Origin of the sequence: Rhodopirellula sp. P2 (genome assembly GCF_028768465.1) — a bacterium.
GTDB lineage: Bacteria > Planctomycetota > Planctomycetia > Pirellulales > Pirellulaceae > Rhodopirellula.
Window position 1 is genome coordinate 4049691 of the sequence record NZ_CP118225.1, and the last position, 16890, is coordinate 4066580.

Sequence of the window (16890 nt, forward strand, 5' to 3'; positions counted from 1 at the left end):
CCTGCGGTTTCTCACCATGCGTGAGCAACCCGATGCGGAGCGAGCCCGAGAGCTCTATCAAGAAGCCGACCAGTTGTTCCGTGCTGCTGCCGCTCGCACCAAACAAACGGAACTCGATGGCGAAGCGGAGGGCACGGAAAAGAAGGACTTTGCCCGCGCCGCCAAATTGTTCGCTCGGGCTGCTGACGCGCAGCCGGGCACTGCGTTGGCGCAAGATGCGATGTTCATGCAAGCCGAGAGCCTGTTCTTTTCGGATCAACTCCCTGACGCGACGGACGTTTACGAACGTCTGAACAAAGAGTTCCCCAACAACCGTCATGTCGACCAAGCCGCCGCCCGCGCGTTCGCAATTTCTCAGTACTGGATCGATACCGAACGGGCGACCGAAGACGATTGGTTCAAATTCAATCTGTTCGATCCCAGTCGCCCGCGTTTGGACACCGAAGGCCACGCGGTTCGTGTCCTGGACCAGATCCGATACGACAATCCAACCGGACGCTTGGCCGATGATGCAACGATGGCCGCAGCGGTCGAGTACATGCGTCAGGGCGATTTCGAAACCGCCGACGAGTTCTTGACGGACCTCCGCGAAACATTTCCCGAGAGCGAGCACTTTTTCAACGCACACCTGATGGGCATTCGTTGCAAGCTCGAAGTTTTTGCGGGGCCCAAGTACAGCGGGCTGATGTTGGAAGAAGCTGACAAGTTGGTCCGGCAAACCCGTGAGCGTTTCCCGGATCGCCTGCAGGATCCTGAAACCTCTGGAATGGTCGCTCGCGCCGCCGCTGAAGTCGCCTTCCGCCGGGCAGAGAAGCTGAACGACCGAGCGATCTTTCGTGAGAAGCGATCGGAGTACGGTGCGGCACGTTTGCACTACCAGATGATTCTGCGTGATTATCCCAGCACTCCCTTTGCAGATCGAGCCCGCGAGCGACTGGAAGCCATTTCGGGGTACCCCGCCGTTCCCGCGGAGCGAGTCACTGCGATGGTGCTCAAGCGAGTCTTCCCAGACAGTCGCCGATCGCCACCTTTGGAAACCAAGTTCAACTCATCCACCGGTGACCGCAACGAGTCGATCTACCGATGAGCCAACGCACACGACGACAGAATTCGGTGACGGTGTTTGGGATCCTTGCGACAGTGATCGTGGGGTGCCTCTCGGGTTGCGCGCCCTATCAATTCGGCAATGCCTCGTTGTTCCCGCAGAACATTCGAACCGTGCACGTGCCAGTCATTCGCAATGCGACGTTTCGAGAGGACCTTGGCGTTCGTCTGACCGAAGCGCTCAACAAAGAGATTGAGCTGCGAACTCCATACAAGGTCACGGCGGATCCGCTCGCCGACACGGTGCTGCGTTGCGAGGTTGTCGACGAAACCAAACGGGTTCTGACCGAAAACGATGCCGACTACGTGCGTGCTCTGGATGCAGCGGTTCAGGTCCGGGCCTCTTGGTCAGATCGGCAAGGTCGACTGCTGATGAAGAATTCCATCGTCCCAACGGATGACCTCACGATCCTCTTCAGTCAGGACGAGCGGTTTGTTCCCGAAGCTGGGCAATCGATCGACACGGCCACGCAAAAGGCCATTGAAGATCTGGCAAACCGAATCGTCAGCCAAATGGAAGCTCGTTGGTGAGCCGGTTTGGTCGAAGCGGTTGATCCAACCCCTCGCGAATCAGACGCCCAGCCACCAAGCACCGATGGCCATCCAGACCGGAATCAACACGATCCCGAGCAGCGAAGTTGACAGCACGACTCGCAGGGCCGTTGCCGTGTCACCTTCATAGAGCCTGGTCAAGACGATTGGGAACACCGCCGATGGCATGGCGGCCTCCAGCAGCAGCACTTGCTTCAAGTCCGTGCCGGTCACCGTCACCGCGGCAATGCCGAGCATCACGACCGGCATGAACAGTTGGCGGAAACCAACTGCCAATCCAATCACCGGTGCGGATCCGGTCCAGTCCGCTGCTCGTAGGAAGTCGACCAGGATCGCTCCGCTGAGCAGTAACCCGAGCGGGATTGAACTGGAGGCCAGCAGTCCCACTGAACGCATCACGGAGGTTGGGATCAAGGTTTCTGCGCCGGTGGCCCGAAGGGAGAGGGCAACGATCACCGCGATCAGCGGGGCGCTTGTGGCGACGGGACTGATTCGTTCCCAGTTTCGCCGCCAAACGCTTGTCTGTTCTTGGGGGGGCTTCTTTCCGCTGCTGCCCGTCACGATCGCGACGCCCACGCTCCAGAGCGCGATGTCGACGCCGACGTTGTGCAGAATCATCTCGACCTCTGCATTGGGGTAAGTGATCTGGGCCAGCGGCAAGGGGATGTAGCCGTAGTTGCAGATCCCTGCGCACAGCGCGAACGCTCGTTGCTGGGCGTCGGTTTTCAAGCCCACCCAGGGCCCAATTGTTTTGGCGACGTACCATGCCGCGAGAAAGCCGAACGTGGTGATCGAAAAACCGAGCAGCGGCGGCAGCCACGCGGAGGCCAGGGAATCCAGGGTCGAATCGCCGAGGATCCGGTCCAGAAACAAGCAGGGCAGCAGGACTTTCGCCGTCAGTTTGGCGAGCGAAACATCGGCCTGGTGAGTCAACCAGTGCTGGATCCGGCACACCGCACCGACGCCCATGACCAGGAAAACACCGAGGACACTGCTGGTGATGATGGCAAAGGCTTCCGGGTCCATCAGCATGAGCAGGTTACCTGGCTTGGGCGGGGACGGGTTTCACTTGCGAGGTTTCGACTTGCTGCACAGGCACTGAATTTCGTATTGGTCGTGCAATGGAAATCGTGTCGATCCAAGCGAAACATTATTGGACGTGCCTGTGGCCGGGGATGTCGGAGTTGTGGTGGCGCGGACGGTTGTCAGCTCTGCCTGCGTCCGTCGCGTTTGCCGCGGTGGTCAACGCATTGCTGATCGCCAAGTTCATTTATCCCGGATGGATGTCCGGGGCGTTGGTCATGCTGGCCTGTTGGATCGTGGCCGCCGCCTGGGGTGTGCTGACGGTTCGTTCGATTCGCGAGTTGCCGTTGCTGTTGTCGCCCCGCCAAGTCAGCGACCAACCGGACCGCTTTGCCGAAGCACAAGTCGCCTATTTAACGGGCAACTACGCGTTGGCAGAAGAGGCGTTGACAGCCGGGCTGTCAATTGAGCCCCGTGATCCGCCCGCACTGTTGTTGCTAGCCGCCGTGCTGCGGCACACCGGACGATTGAACGCCGCAGACGCCTTGTTGACGGAAATTCCAAAATTGGAAGCCGCCGCCGCTTGGAACTTGGAGTGGGAAAGCGAGCGAGCACGGCTGGAGCGTGACCTCGATTCGCGCGGTGAACTGCAAGACGACGCGGAGTCCGCCGCAGAAGAATCGGACGAACCAGAATCCGCAAGCATCGACGAAGCAGAGGCGGGTGCCGCCGCATTCGCATCGCACGATCGTGCCGGTGAAGAGGATTTGTCGCCCGACGAGTTGCCCCCCAGCGGATCGAGAGAGCCGGACGGCCAGCCATCGACCCTGTCCCTCGACACGGCGCTGGAGTCGTTTGCAGCGGAAGACGTCCAGGAGCAGTCGGGCGATCAGCACGATGGCCAGCGGGACGACGATCAGAAATTCAACGATTTTTCGGAAGCTGCCTGACCTGGATTCAGCGATCTTCGCGAAGACGCCTTGGCTCGATAAAATACGGGCATGAATGCTGCTACCCATCGCCGACTTGTTCGTTTTGACACCTCACACACTCGGAAACGCCGCGCGGACCAGCTGCCGCGACCTGGCGTTTCCTTGGTGGAAGTGATCGTTGTCGCACTGATCGTGTTGATCTTGCTGTCGCTTTCGATCCCGTTCCTGCGGAACATGCGAGAACTGACGCGGCGCAGCAACTGCGATCAAAACCTGGTCCGACTCTCGCTTGCCATGCAGTCCTACTCGACTGATCAGGGGCATTTGCCGACGGGCACGGCCTCTTTCAATGCCACGTTTCGGCTCTGGCCGGAAGTGCCTTCGCCCGGGGATCCGGTCGCAGATGTCGCGGAAACGGAGCTTGCCATCACCAGCGTTGCCGAAGGTTATCACCACAATTGGGTACCGGCATTGCTTCCCTACGTCGATCAAACCGGGCTGTTCCAGTCCATTGATTTCACAGCCAGTGTGTACGCGGATTCCAATCGCTTGAGTCGCGAAACGATGGTTCCGGTATTTCGTTGCCCTGCCGATGATTCCGCGCCCACCAACTCGAGCTACGCAGGGTTGCATCATTCCGTTGCCAGCCCCATCGGGACGTCCAACGATGGGCTGCTGTTTCTCAATGCCTGGGTTCGCTCGGAAGAAGTTCCTGACGGGATGTCTGCCACGATCCTGCTGGGAGAAAAGCTCTCGTTTCCAGGCGACCTGGGTTGGTTGAGCGGCACGCGAGCGACGCTCCGCAACTCAGGCCACCCAATCAACTCGTCCCCAGAAGAAGAGCAGCTTGAGGATCTGAGGTTCGTGGGAGGGTTGGGCAGTCGGCATTTTGGCGGCGCCAGCGTCCTCAAGGGCGATGGTGCGGTGACGTTTCTATCCGAGACCATTGACCAACCGCTGTTTCAATCCATGGTCAATCGGAATGACCGAGCGGCCGACGGATCTAGCGAAGCGGATGCCGACTGAAATGCATCGACGCAGTGGGTCAGGAATGATCGGAATCGCCTCCTGTGCTATTGGGCGTTGGGTCCGGTTGCAGGTGCGAACCGTGACGGCGGTTCAGGCGAAGTCTTTTTCCCACTGGCGACCCTGTTCGTCGTCGTTGAACTTCAACGTCGCGAACTGTTCTTTCAGCTTCACTGCGTTGCAGTCGATCGTGGTTTCAACGGTGAAGATTTGTCGATTGGAAAGTGACTGAACGATCGAGGCGACCAAGAATTGTTCGTGCGTGGACAGTTCGCGTTCGGCCATCGAGGTCGCAAACCCTTTCTTGGGCTTGGGGGCCGGGTAACCATTGAGTTCCACCGGATGCATCAGCCGCAATGACAGGATCGAGCGGGCTCCATCCATGACTTGCCCTTCGGGATCGCCCACCCACAGATCCATCGCAGCGAGCGGTTCGTTGGTTTGGTGGTCCATCAAGACATTGCGTTCCATGTCGAAGTGGCTCATCGCGACCGCGGTGCGATGATTCAGCGGCAGCATCGGCAATCGGTCGATTCGAGTGGAGCGACGCAGTTGCAAAAACTCTCGATTGACCGGCGGACGATACGTCGATGTGTTGGCGACCAAACGCAGCAAACTGCGAGCGACACGAAAACCATGTCGCGACAACAGGGAGGCCACGCGCGCGTCCGAGACAGGGACCCCCATCCCGTGCCCGATGGGAGGCAATCCGCCGTATCCATTTCTTGCATCGCGAACCGGACCGACGCACATCCGTTTGACGCCCGCGTCCGCGGCACGTTGCATGGTTTCGATCAGCAATGAATCGCAGACCGCCAGCCCAGCTTCGCCGGCAAAGCAAATCGCGGCGACCAGCGATGTCGGCACCGCATCGACTTCGGGAACTTCGTTGAGGGCAACCTGCGAGTCGCCTGCTAGCAATTCCGGTGGTGGTGATTGCCAGTCGTCTGAAAACTGATGGCACCATGCCACCACTTCGCCATCCACTTCCGCCACCAGCAGGCTGGCGGGGGAAAAGAACGTGCGTGAAAGCACGGCTCGTTCGAGAATCGAAACGCTGACCGGAGGAATTTGTCCGGCGGCCTCCCAGTGACGCATCCAAACGTCAAACAGGCCCGGGAGATCAGAGTTGCGAAACGGTCGGATGTTCGCCATGACGGTAAAACACGATGCAGTGAAAACGAAGCAGGTCGACGCGTTATCCTACCGCGCAACCACTTGGATGTGTCCCACTTATCGACCCGTCTGGCTTCCCAAGCGACCTTCTTTTCGAAAGTGCCTCATCACTTCTGAAGTTGTTCCATCACTCGGCGAGCGATCACTTGGATGGCTTCCAGCGGCATCTCCGATGTGGCAGACATCTTGGCTTGTGTGGAATGAACCATCGCGCTGATGTCGCGTTCGGCATCTGCGATCAGGGCTTGTTGCTTGTCCGACAGTGGCAAGCGACTGCGGCCGAGGTCCCAGCCACGGGCACGGGCTCCTGCTCGGAAGCCTTCTGGGAATTCGCCCAAACCGATCATGGCGTCGAACAGTGGCAGCAACAAATACTGCAGTTCCATGGCCAGCTTGTGATCGCCTTCCGCACATGCCCGGTGAATGGCCCGAGTCAGTTCCGGCAACACGCCGCTGGTTGCGTTGGTGCCGCCGTCCGCTCCGGCGATCAGCATCGGGGCCAGCGACGCGTCCCAGCCGGTCAAGAACGAAAAGTCGTCTCGCATCGGCCGAATCGCGGCCATCATCCGCATCAAGTTGGGGAGATCGCCTGAGCTGTCCTTCAGGCCGATGATCCGGGGGTACTCTTCGGCCAACCGGATGACCACATCGGCCTCAATCGGTGACGCAAACAGCGGGATGTTGTAGAGGGTCACGTCGACTCGCACGTCGCGCGCGATCCGGGCGTAGTAAGCGTGCACGCCTTCGCTGCTGATCGGGTAATAGAACGGCGCCACAATCGCCACTGCTCGAACTCCCATGTCACCGTAAGCGTTGCAGGCTTCGATGGTTTCATCGACGTTTGCTTCCGCGGCGCCCGCCAGCACGGGGACGCGACCGGCGGCTTGGTCCACCACGATGCGAACGATCCGGCGGCGTTCCTCCGCCGTGAATCGAACGAATTCGCCCGTGCTGCCATTGGGGTACAAGCCATCCACACCGTGGTCGATCAACCAGTCGACGTACCCTCGCAGCTGGTCTTCGTCGACACGTCCCCGGTCATCCACCGGCGTGATGTTAGGAGTCAAAATGCCGGAGATGCGTCGATTCATAGTGGGGTCAGTTCGGAGGGGAAGGGGCCAGGCCCAACAGTTCGTGGAAACGGTCAGGTGGTTGATAGCCTACTCGGTGAGCGATCACTTTGCCGCGCGGAATGGCCAGCAATGTGGTTGGGTACGTTGTCACAGGGATTCGCGACAGAATCTCTGGGTTGGTGTCCGGTCGAAGGATAATCGGCACAAAACCATTCGCCAGTCGAGATTGAATTCCCGCGTCGCTCAACGTGTTTTGTTTCATCGCGTCACAGAACCGGCAGTGCTCCGACGTGATGAAGATCAGCATCGGTCGCCCTGAACGGCGAGCCGCGGCCCAGCCCGATTCAAAGTTGTCGTGCCACTGTGGCGTCTCTGGTGAAAAGACTTCCTTGACTCGCGGGCGATTCGAGTTTGCCGACGAGAGAGCCGAAGCGACTTTGCCAATGATTGGCAACTCGGCTTGGACTGTGGTGGTGAACAGGCCAAAGAGTGTGGCCAGAGCAATGATCCGGCAAGGCTTGGCAGGCCGGATCGGAAAGAAAACACGCTGTGAAAAGCGTGGCGTCACCGAGTGGCGATCTTCGCCGGTTCCGCAAAAACGGCTGCGTCCCGCAACCATTGACTGAGCCATGAGATTCCCCTTCTTAAGGCAGCAACCTGTCCCTCACAGCCCGAAGATGGGCGTTGAGAGGACCTTGGACCGGGCAAACCTAAGCGTCCCAAATTGGAATCACAAGTGTTCAACGTTGAGGCTTAGGCAATTTGCGTAGTTTTTTTGACGACACTCGCCGAAACGCTCTTTCCTCGCCCCTCGGGTTTGGGTGCCTGTCCCTGCCGGTGAAGGGGGGGCGTCCAGGATGTCTGGACAGACGGCCACTGACGCAGAAGATTGGCGCCGGCTGATTTGCCTCGCTGCTTTGCCTCGCTGCTTTGAACTGGTCAATTCGACCTGGTTACTTCGACCGCTGATAGATTGCGGTGAGCAGTGACTCGGTGTCTTTGAACTTTTTGCCGGTCGCCAGGGTTTCATCGATCAGCTTGCGAGCATCCGCTTCGCTGTGGCCCAGCATCACGAGTGCCTCGTAGGTGTCCGTCACAATGGGCGACTCGGATTGCATTGCATCGGCGACTTCGCCACCGGCCACCATCAACGCGAATCGTGGCATCTTGCGACGCAGTTTGGCGATCACCTTTTCGCTGGTCGCCGGTCCAATGCCGGGAAGTGCCGACAGAGTTTTCGCGTCTTGTTCTTCGATCAACACTGCCAGCTCTTTGACAGGGCGAACCATTGCCCGCAGAGCCTTTTTCACACCCACCCCGTCGACGCTGCAGAACAGGTCAAAGAATTGGCGTTCAGGAAGGGTTGAGAATCCGATCAAGCGTGGCGTCAGACGTCCGCCTTGAGCGTTGCCTTCGATGTAGTCCAGCGTGTGCAGCCGAACTTCATTGCCGATTTGGTTCTGCAATTGTCGGCGGGTGAAATCGCCCACGTAGACCTCGTAATCAAACGGGGCCGCCTGGATGATGACACTGATCTCGCCCACTTGGATCAGTTTACCTGCGATCGAAACGATCATGAGGAAATGGATTCAGGGCTGGAGTGATACTTGAACAACCGATCCAACACACCGTTGATAAACCGCGGGCTGTTCTCGCCGCCGTAGCGTTTCGCCAGTGTCAGAGCCTCTGAAATCGCCACTTGCCCAGGCGTTCCACTGTAGAGAATCTCGTAGGCACCCAAACGCAACACGTTGCGATCGGTCACCGGCATGCGGTGCAATGCCCAGTTGGTGGAAAGCTTGGCGAGCTTGGCATCAATGTCATCCCGCCGAGCCATCGTGCCATCGAGCAGGTCAGAGGCAAAGTCGGTGAGGACTTTGCGACCTTGCAAACGAGAGCGGATGAACTTGCGTGATGTGGCGGCATCACGCCAATCATTGAGATCGGCTTCGTAGAGAAGCTGCAGGACTATTTCGCGGGCGCGTCGACGTGTGGACATGCGAGCGATCATCCCGCAGGAACCTCAGAAGTGTCAACTAGGCCAAGGCAAAGTTGTCGGAGGGATTTTGGTGAAGTGCCCGGTTGATACCCACGGGCGGGGGCAAACGGAGACGACAAGGCGTTCGCAACGACAGGTTCAACTCTGCGATACCTGCATGGCACTTCCCTTGGCCTCCCTCTGGGCGGAGGAAATCCCAAAGGCAAGGGGTGTGGACCATCCCCGTGGGCAGCGTGCCCGAGGTCCGCCGCCAAGAATCATTCGCGCAGCAAAAAAACAAAAGCCGGCTGCTTCAGAGAAGCGAGCCGACTTTCGGTGATTCATATTCCGTTCGAGCGAGCTCGATCAGGCTTGGAACGAGCTTCCGCAACCGCAGCTTTTCACAGCGTTGGGGTTGTTGAAAGTGAAGCCTTGCTTTTCGAGGCTGTCGTACCAGTCGACTTCGGTTCCATCGAGGTACAGCGAGCTCTTTTTGTCGACGACGACGCTGACGCCGTGACAGTCGTATTTCGAGTCGGCTTTCATGTCAAAGCTGTCGTCGAAGTTCAGCGTGTAGTTGAATCCGCTGCAACCACCACCAGCGACACCAATCCTCAACAGCATCGAATCGTCGAAGTTGTGTTCCTTGCGAAAACGCATGACTTCTTCGGCCGCGCGTTCAGTCAATTTGATTGCCATCGTTCGGATGATCCTCGTGAATGGATGGACAGTTGTTTGAAGTTAGGTCCGAGAAAGGCTCGCCAATGCGAAAACCCGGCATCTTGGCAGTTTTGGCACCAATCGGTCCACTACTTTGTGATCGGAAATTGTACCCGCAGGCCAACCAGATCAACAACCTCTTTTCGCAGCGAAGGAGTGTCCGGTTCACTTGGAAATCAAAAGCGAGCCCCTTGGAAACTCGGGGGACAGCGGCGAAATGCTAGCATTTCACTCGGCTTTTGCCGCCATTTCAGGGGTGAACACGCAGTTGGAACGGGTTGGGACCGGGCAACAATCGGGTGAAATTTGACCCCCGAAATTTGAAAATTGGTCCACGAGCTGCTTGACCGGTAGAATGCTCCCGTCAGGCGGAGACTCGCTGAGAACGATCGCAGCGAGGTCGTTCGCTTGTCCTTTTCTCTTCTTTGCACCGTCAGGTGATCGCAATGACCGATTCTTTGGCCAGCCGGGGTGGACGCTGCGCGTCCGCCGACCGTCGCTCTTTTCTGAAACGTTCGACGCTCGCTGCAGCGTCCGTGATGGTTGTCTCCCCCCATGTTTTGGGTGGTCCCGGCAAGACACCTCCCAGCGATCAATTTCGATTTGCCCAGATCGGTGTGGGTGGGCAGGGGGCCCGCGACGTTCGCCGAATGATCCATGCCGGTGGAACCCCCGTGGCGCTCTGCGATGTGGATGTGCAAAGAGCTGGCAAAACGTTCTGTCAGCACCCTGATGTCGAACGGTTCACGGACTATCGAGTCATGCTCGAAGAGTTCGACAAAGAATTCGATGCGGTCGTCATCAGCACGCCGGACCACACGCATGCGGCCATCGGTTTGGCAGCGATGCGGCATGGCAAGCACGTCTACTTGCAATGTCCGATGGCTCGCACGTTTGATGAAGTCCGAAGGTTGCAAGCTGCCGCCAAGGATTCCGGATTGGCAGTTCAAGTTGGTAACCAGGGTCACTCCAGCCTTCATATGCGAGCCTTCGAGGATTTCATTCAGCGCGGTGTGCTGGGTGAGATCCAGTCGGTTCACTGTTGGACAGACCGCCCCGAATGGCCGCAAGGAATGGCGACGACTCCGGTTTCGACTGCGCCCCCCATTTCGCTGGACTGGGACCTGTGGCTCGGCCCGGTCGCGGATCGTCCGTTCTGCAAAGGCTACCTGCCCGTGGCCTGGCGCGGCTGGTGGGACTTCGGCACCGGTGCGCTCGGCGACATGGGGTGCCATTTGCTCGATCCCGCCTTCACGGCTCTGCGGCTGAAATTGCCGCGAACAGTCACGGCCGATTGTGAAACGGCGGCGTCGATTTCTTATCCGGTTTGGTCCCAAATCCAAATGGAATTTGAGGCCACCGAAGTCTGCCCCAAAGGATTGAAGTTGACCTGGGACGACGGAGGCAAACAGCCCGAGACGCCGACCATCATCGCCGATGAAGCCAGTGGCGAGCCAGGTTACTCGGCCGGCGGCAGCGGCTGCATGATTGTGGGTGACAAGATGACGCTCGTCGGATCGACGCTGGCGAATGAGCCCGATCAAATGCCACAGATCATCGCCGTCGCCAGCGAAGACGACAACGAACTCGCCGACGCACGGCAAGCTGCCCGGGCACGAGTGGAGCAACTGTCTGCCGAAGGCAGCGAGACATCGAGGTCTCACTATGAACGCTGGATCCAAGCCGCCCGCGAAGGCAAGTCGGATTCATTGGCCAGCGATCTGCAAACGGCCGGCACCATGACACAGGCGTCCCTGCTGGGCTGCATCGCGACCCGTTTTCCTGGTCAGGCACTCCGTTGGGATGAAGCCAAGCAGCAATTCGCTGGCTCCGGCGAGGCCAATTCATTCCTGAGCTTCGAACCTCGCGAAGGCCATTCCTACGAAGCCTGACGTGGGTTCGGTGTCCAGCCCGCGAAGTCGAAGGCAGCCTGGCTCGGTGGGGACCACCGAGCGAGACAGGATCAGCGGTCATCCCGGACCGACAGGTCGGTCTGAACATTGTTCGACTCACGTCTCAGTGTTGCACCCCTGAGCGATGGGGGTGGCAGCACGCGTTTTTGATGCGTCGACCTGGTTGGCACGTGAGGAGCCGTTACGACTTCTTTTTCAGCCCCATCAGATACTCGACCATATCCACCAGCCCCTGTTGGTCGGTGGTGTGGTGCAAGTTCTCGGGCATGATCGACTTCTCGCTCTTTTTAACGTCAGCGATTTCGTCTTGGTTCAATTCCAAGTCGATGGCTTCCGCGGTTCGCAACACAAGTGTGTCGTCGGTCTCCGAGACCAGCACGCCGTTGACGACGCGGCCATCCTCGGTCAACGCGATCATGTTCTCGTAGTTGTGACTGATGCCAGCACTGGGGGCCAGAATCGATGTGAACATGGCTTCGCGAGAAAGCTTGGACCCGATCTCGGACAGGTCTGGGCCGACCTGTTTCCCAAACCCATCGACCAGGTGACAGTTCGCACAGGTCGCGACGCCACGGAAGATGGTCTGTCCTCTTTTTGCATCGCCGCTGAGACGCACCAGTTCATCCAGTGGAGGAAGCGGAGCGTTGTCTGCTGCGGCGGGTTGAGGCAGCAACTTCTTGGCTCGTTTGGCAATCGCCTGGTTGGCGTTGCGGCCAAGCAGTCCGCCCGCCAGCAAATGCGTGTCCGCCGGAAGGTGATTCTGCTGAGCCATCTTCAGCAACTCTGTTGCGCCTCCGTTGGACTTTGCCATTGCACGGACCGCGGCGCTTCGCAAACCGTAATCCATCTCCTCGTCACCGGCGGTCTGGGCCAGCAATCCGATTGCGCGTCCGTTGCCCAGTGAGCCGAGCAGCGAAAGGATTCGGCCTCGTTGGCCGGGATCGTACTTCGAATCCTTCGCCAAGATGCCGACGAAACGGTTCCAGCCGTCCTGGCGTTTCAACAGCAAACGCAAGGCGGAAAGCGACAGGTTGTCATCGCCGTCTCGGAGCATCGCGGCAATCAGATCTTCATCCATGTCCATGATCTGAAACTGCTCAACCAGTTCGACAAAGTCGGGCTTGTCGGCGCGACTGCGAATGTAATCTGTGATCGCTGCTTGGGTCTTGGGGAACTTCGCCGGATCGAAATCGGGCATTCGCGTGACCGTGCGGACGAGGACTTGAGGGGCAACGACAAGCTCACTGTTTTCATCGGGCAACAACTGACGCAGCACCACTCCACGCACGGCATCGGAGTGGTATTCCAGTGACCGGAAGTAACGTTTGGCTTCGTCGCTTGGTATGCCACTGGCTAGCAGTTCAACCATGTTGGCCGCCGCTTCATCCGTACGCAGACGCCAGACAAGGTCGCGTCCCGCGGGCGTGTTCCAGTTGCCGTGGTTGGCTTTCATCCAAGCCGCGTAGCAATCGCCCGCTCGCAAGTCGCTGGCGATCCCCAACGCCTCCAGCATCCAACGGTCGCTGCCGTCGTACTGGATCGCAAGCTTCGCCCAAACCGCTGGCATCGCGTCGGACTCATCGAATCGCAAGGCAACGGCCAGTTCACGGCGGACCGCGGGCGAGGGATCGTTGGCAGCATCGCCACAAATTTCTGCGGTTGAAAGACCGAGTTGTTTGCACAGCCGAATCGCCGTGCATCGGATGTCAGAGTTGTCGTCGGCCAAGGCTTGCTCGACGTAGAATTGCCCGCGACCTTCGATCTTGCCGAGCAACCACAAAGCACGAGCCCGGTAGCGAGGGTTTTCATTTTCGTACAGCGAATGCAAAGCGGGCTCGGCGGCTTTGCCCATCGCGTGCAGGGTTTGCCAGGCGAGGTAGCGAGCCGAGCGGTTGGGGCTTTGGAGTGCTTCGATGGCACCTTCGACGGTCGTCCAGTCAAACTTCGGCACGGAGTATTTCACGCCAGGCGGGGCCACGCGAAACAGGCGTCCGCGGTCGCTGTCCTTTTGGTGGTGGCCGCCGACACCGGGGTCGTACCAATCCGTCACGAAAAGCGATCCATCGGGAGCCACACAAACATCCGCGGGACGAAACCAATTGTCCGTCGTGCCGGTGATCAAGGGTTCGATCGTCGCTGAGTATCCCGCGCCATCGGCCATCATCGGATAGGCTCGCACCACGTTGGGGCCCGGGTCGCAGTGGATGACCTCGTCCCAGAAACGTTCTGGCAACAAGCGTCCTTCGTACAGGCAGATTCCGCTGGGAGAGCCCGCTCCGGTTTGCAACACGTTGGGAACCACGCCGGGGTCATTCAGGTGCCAGTGTTGAAGCGGGATTTCATCTTCCAACGTGATCCGGTCAGCTCGCCAAGAGGCCCCGGTTTGTTCGTCTTTGTAACCGTAGTTGCCTTGCTCCATCACGAAGTTGATTCGTGTGCCGCGGTTGCCATCGTCATCGTTGTCGCTCTGCCACAAGGCACCGAAGGAGTCGACTGTGGTTTCCCAGTTGTTACGAAAGTTATGAGCCAGGACTTCGAAATGGGAACCATCCAGGTCACATCGAAATGGCATCCCCCCGTACAGCGGCTTGCCGTTGTCGACGACCGCCCGGCCGTGGATGTCGATCACCGTTTCGCCATCGGCATCTTTGACCTGCGTCCCGGTGTTGCCGAAGTTCCAGTACAGTTTGCCGTCGTCGCCGAAGAGAAACGAGTGGGCCGAGTGGTCGTGTTGAGGTTGGCCCGTTTCGGTGAACATCGCGACCTTGGAATCGGGGATGTCGTCGCCGTCGGTGTCGGTGAACTTCCACACGGTTGGCGAAGCCGACACGATGACCTCGTTGCCGAGCACGCAGATCCCCATCGCCGAGTCGATGTCACGGCCTTGGTAGTAGGTGTGAACGCGGTCGAGTTTTCCGTCGCCGGTGGTGTCTTCCAAGATCAAGATCCGATCGCCTTCGGGACGCGAGCCTTGGTTGCGGCGGTAGTTCATGACATCGCATACCCAAACCCGTCCGCGATGATCGATGTCGAGGTTGGTCAGGCTGGAGAGGTCCGGCTCGCTGCCCATCAGCGTGACTTCCAAGCCCTCGGCGACTTCCAGTCCCGCCACGGCGTGTTCCGGCGAACGTTGGTCCTCCGCTGCTTTGCCGTCAACTTCATTGAGATTCTTCGGCGGCGATCCAGCGTAAACAGCAAACCGGACGCTGGTGTGGTTGCCGCCCTGCTGGTTGGTGCCGCCACTTTCCAGAGCGCCCGTCACGGTCAGGCGGTCGTAACCAGGTGGGACATCCAATTCGATGATGCTGGGAGCGTGCGTTCCAATCGCGGCCTTTCCCGCGAGCTGATTTTCAACCAACACCGGGCCACCCGAGCAATTCGCATTCTTCCGGACGTTGCCGTAACCGGCTCGCGCAGTCACCCAACCGTGTTCGACTAAATCCAGTGTTCCCTTGGCACCATGCAGCGTCGGTGCCAACCAAGCCACATGGTCACACGAGTAGTCGTCGTTGCCTTCGCTGACCACCAAGAACAGTTTTTGACGCGCGACTTCATCGACCTCGGTCAGGTCCACTTCGATCGCCACTCGATGTCCTTCCGTCGCGGTGGTCACCAACGGGCTGGCGAACAACCACTCAGCGGGCACCGCTGACGTCGAACCGTTCAGCGCTTTTTTTTTGCGTCGTCCTTGGACGTCTCGCCGCTGACCGGAATGTCGAACTTTTTCGCGATCGACTCCAGGTCGAAGTCCTTGGGCGGTTCATAGTCTTGGTCAGCCAACAGTTGTTCTGCTGAGATCGGTTGAAGCGAGTTGGCTTCCTGGGTTGGATCGTCACCCGCGGTCCAACGAATCGCGTTGGTCACCAAGCGACGCAATGGAACATGGGACCAATTCCAGTGATGGTGCCCGCCGGTGAAGCCAAAGCTACGGCCGCCGAATTCAGGTTCATAGGCCCAGGCAACGGTCTGCGGTTCGCCAGCCGCGACTGATTTTCGAACGTGAGGGTTGCCGCTGTGAGCGCCATCTTCGCGCCGCATGGTCGACTCTGGTGCGACGGATTGCAAAATGGGGGTCAGCTTGCCTTGTTCCGAAAATCGCAAGTGGAAGTACCACTCGTCATTGGTTGCAAAGGGTTCGACCTTGTGAGTGATCGGGTGCTCAGGCAGCGAATCAAACTTCGCGATCCAGTGCGGGTTGACGCTGTAATGGATTTCAAAGTGCCCACCCAACAGTTCGACCATGTCATCTCCGGATTCGCCCGGCTTCATTTCAGTGGCGTAGTGCAAGCACACCAATCCGCCGCCACGCTTCAAGAGAGTTCGCAATTCATCGCGATGATCAAACGCGACATGGCGATCTTGCCCGTCGCTGTACAGGACCACGCTGTCGGCGGATTCCACCTTGGAAGCGTCCTTGGGCCAACCACGCACGACTTCGGTTTGAAGGTTTGGATTGGCTTCCTGCAACGACTGTTCGAGAACTTTCAGCCCAGCGTAGTGCTCGTGATCACCGTAGCCGTGGCTGGGGGCACCAGCGATGAGCAAGATTTTTTTCTCGGCGCCGTCCGCGGATCTTGCTGTGGCAGCCAAGGAGTTCCAACCAATAACGACGCACGCGAGAGCGGCGATCCATGACCACGAGGGGGCCGAGAAGACATCATTTTTCATGGAAGAGGGAGAACCAAGGTTCCAGGCGGGAGGATTCAGGCGGGGTGAGGCAATCGTCGACGCTCACGGACATGCCTCCCGATTGTAACCCAAGCTGAAGCCCATGGAGTTCTCCTGCCATCGATTCGTATCGGCCGGTCCCAACGCAGGGAGACTCGGCCCCAGAGTAGAACCGTTGTCCTCAACGGTTCCGTCAGAAATCGTGCCAACGCCAAGCCACGTGGTCTGCCAACCAACCCGCAAAACATCCGCGTGCCGCGTCTCGGCAGTTCAATCCAAACACGCAAACACTTGAGACAAATGTTCGACTCTGCCCGATTCCGTCGAGCGGTGTCAAAAAGGCGACAATTGGCGGGCGCGAATCAGCTCAGCTGTAGAAGCACAGGTAGGCGGTGGGTTCGAGCACGCGAACCTGGAACTTTTGGTTGGCGTCGATTCTGAATTCGGAGCCGGCTGGGTAAGCCCGGTAGCCAGGTTCACTGGGCAGCTTCGCTTCGAGTTTGCCGGAAACGATTTTCATCAATTCCTTTTCGCTGGTTCCAAATTCATATTCCCCCGCCAACATCACGCCCGATGTCGCTCGGCCTTCGCCATTTTCAAACGCGATGGAAGTGACATTGCCGTCGAAGTATTCGTTGACTTGCATGTTGATCTCAGAGAGAAGGGGATTCGGTGAAAATGGCTCGGCGAGAGCACGCGATTGTCCAGCTCGCCCGCCGCTCTCG

At 58.7% G+C, this 16890-nt stretch carries 15 protein-coding genes; 5 read left to right on the forward strand and 10 right to left on the reverse strand.

Annotated elements, in window-relative coordinates; all coding sequences use genetic code 11:
- The first annotated feature begins 16 nt into the window (after positions 1–16).
- Together PSR62_RS14210 and lptE are read left to right on the forward strand one after the other, a co-directional pair.
- The gene (locus PSR62_RS14210) at positions 17–1087 is read left to right on the forward strand and encodes a tetratricopeptide repeat protein (protein ID WP_274403661.1); all 1071 of its coding nucleotides are present in this window, start codon (positions 17–19) and stop codon (positions 1085–1087) included.
- Positions 1084–1635: an LPS assembly lipoprotein LptE gene (lptE, locus tag PSR62_RS14215; protein ID WP_274403662.1), complete on the forward strand. Its 552-nt coding sequence runs from the start codon at positions 1084–1086 to the stop codon at positions 1633–1635. The genes PSR62_RS14210 and lptE overlap by 4 nt, the downstream gene beginning before the upstream one ends.
- A 39-nt stretch (positions 1636–1674) precedes the next feature.
- Here lptE and PSR62_RS14220 read toward each other — a convergent pair whose 3' ends face one another.
- The gene (locus PSR62_RS14220) at positions 1675–2688 is read right to left on the reverse strand and encodes an AEC family transporter (protein ID WP_274403663.1); all 1014 of its coding nucleotides are present in this window, start codon (positions 2686–2688) and stop codon (positions 1675–1677) included.
- An 89-nt stretch (positions 2689–2777) separates the two neighbouring features.
- Here PSR62_RS14220 and PSR62_RS14225 point away from each other — a divergent pair, with 89 nt between their 5' ends.
- Together PSR62_RS14225 and PSR62_RS14230 are read left to right on the forward strand one after the other, a co-directional pair.
- Positions 2778–3629: a tetratricopeptide repeat protein gene (locus PSR62_RS14225; RefSeq protein WP_274403664.1), complete on the forward strand. Its 852-nt coding sequence runs from the start codon at positions 2778–2780 to the stop codon at positions 3627–3629.
- 51 nt (positions 3630–3680) lie between these two features.
- The gene (locus tag PSR62_RS14230; RefSeq protein WP_274403665.1) at positions 3681–4637 is read left to right on the forward strand and encodes a DUF1559 family PulG-like putative transporter; all 957 of its coding nucleotides are present in this window, start codon (positions 3681–3683) and stop codon (positions 4635–4637) included.
- A gap of 93 nt (positions 4638–4730) precedes the next feature.
- On the opposite strand, the gene PSR62_RS14235 is transcribed toward PSR62_RS14230, so the two are convergent.
- The 6 genes from PSR62_RS14235 to PSR62_RS14260 form a co-directional block, all read right to left on the reverse strand.
- Entirely contained in the window at positions 4731–5792 is a 1062-nt protein-coding gene (locus tag PSR62_RS14235) for a hypothetical protein (protein WP_338020078.1), read from the reverse strand.
- A 128-nt stretch (positions 5793–5920) separates the two neighbouring features.
- Positions 5921–6904, reverse strand: coding sequence for a dihydrodipicolinate synthase family protein (locus tag PSR62_RS14240; RefSeq protein ID WP_274403667.1), 984 nt, complete (start codon positions 6902–6904; stop codon positions 5921–5923).
- Positions 6905–6911: 7 nt separating this feature from the next.
- Positions 6912–7517 carry a thioredoxin family protein gene (locus PSR62_RS14245; RefSeq protein ID WP_274403668.1) on the reverse strand — a complete coding sequence of 202 codons (606 nt, stop codon included), beginning with the start codon at positions 7515–7517 and terminating at the stop codon, positions 6912–6914.
- Between the two features lie 322 nt (positions 7518–7839).
- Complete coding sequence (gene ruvA, locus PSR62_RS14250) at positions 7840–8463, reverse strand: Holliday junction branch migration protein RuvA (RefSeq protein ID WP_274403669.1); 624 nt, start codon at positions 8461–8463, stop codon at positions 7840–7842.
- Positions 8460–8897, reverse strand: a complete 438-nt coding sequence (nusB, locus tag PSR62_RS14255; RefSeq protein ID WP_083434854.1) for a transcription antitermination factor NusB — start codon at positions 8895–8897, stop codon at positions 8460–8462. The genes ruvA and nusB overlap by 4 nt, the downstream gene beginning before the upstream one ends.
- 333 nt (positions 8898–9230) lie before the next feature.
- Entirely contained in the window at positions 9231–9563 is a 333-nt protein-coding gene (locus tag PSR62_RS14260) for a HesB/IscA family protein (RefSeq protein ID WP_007326964.1), read from the reverse strand.
- Positions 9564–10030: 467 nt separating this feature from the next.
- On the opposite strand from PSR62_RS14260, the gene PSR62_RS14265 reads away from it, so the two are divergent.
- On the forward strand, positions 10031–11476 hold the full coding sequence (locus PSR62_RS14265; protein WP_274403670.1) for a Gfo/Idh/MocA family protein: 1446 nt from the start codon (positions 10031–10033) through the stop codon (positions 11474–11476).
- A gap of 202 nt (positions 11477–11678) precedes the next feature.
- On the opposite strand, the gene PSR62_RS14270 is transcribed toward PSR62_RS14265, so the two are convergent.
- From PSR62_RS14270 to ppnP, 3 genes are all read right to left on the reverse strand, one after another.
- Positions 11679–15143, reverse strand: a complete 3465-nt coding sequence (locus tag PSR62_RS14270; protein ID WP_274403671.1) for a PVC-type heme-binding CxxCH protein — start codon at positions 15141–15143, stop codon at positions 11679–11681.
- Positions 15144–15160: 17 nt separating this feature from the next.
- On the reverse strand, positions 15161–16087 hold the full coding sequence (locus PSR62_RS14275; RefSeq protein ID WP_274403672.1) for a ThuA domain-containing protein: 927 nt from the start codon (positions 16085–16087) through the stop codon (positions 15161–15163).
- Positions 16088–16532: 445 nt separating this feature from the next.
- Entirely contained in the window at positions 16533–16811 is a 279-nt protein-coding gene (gene ppnP / locus PSR62_RS14280; RefSeq protein WP_274403673.1) for a pyrimidine/purine nucleoside phosphorylase, read from the reverse strand.
- Between the last annotated feature and the right edge of the window lie 79 nt (positions 16812–16890).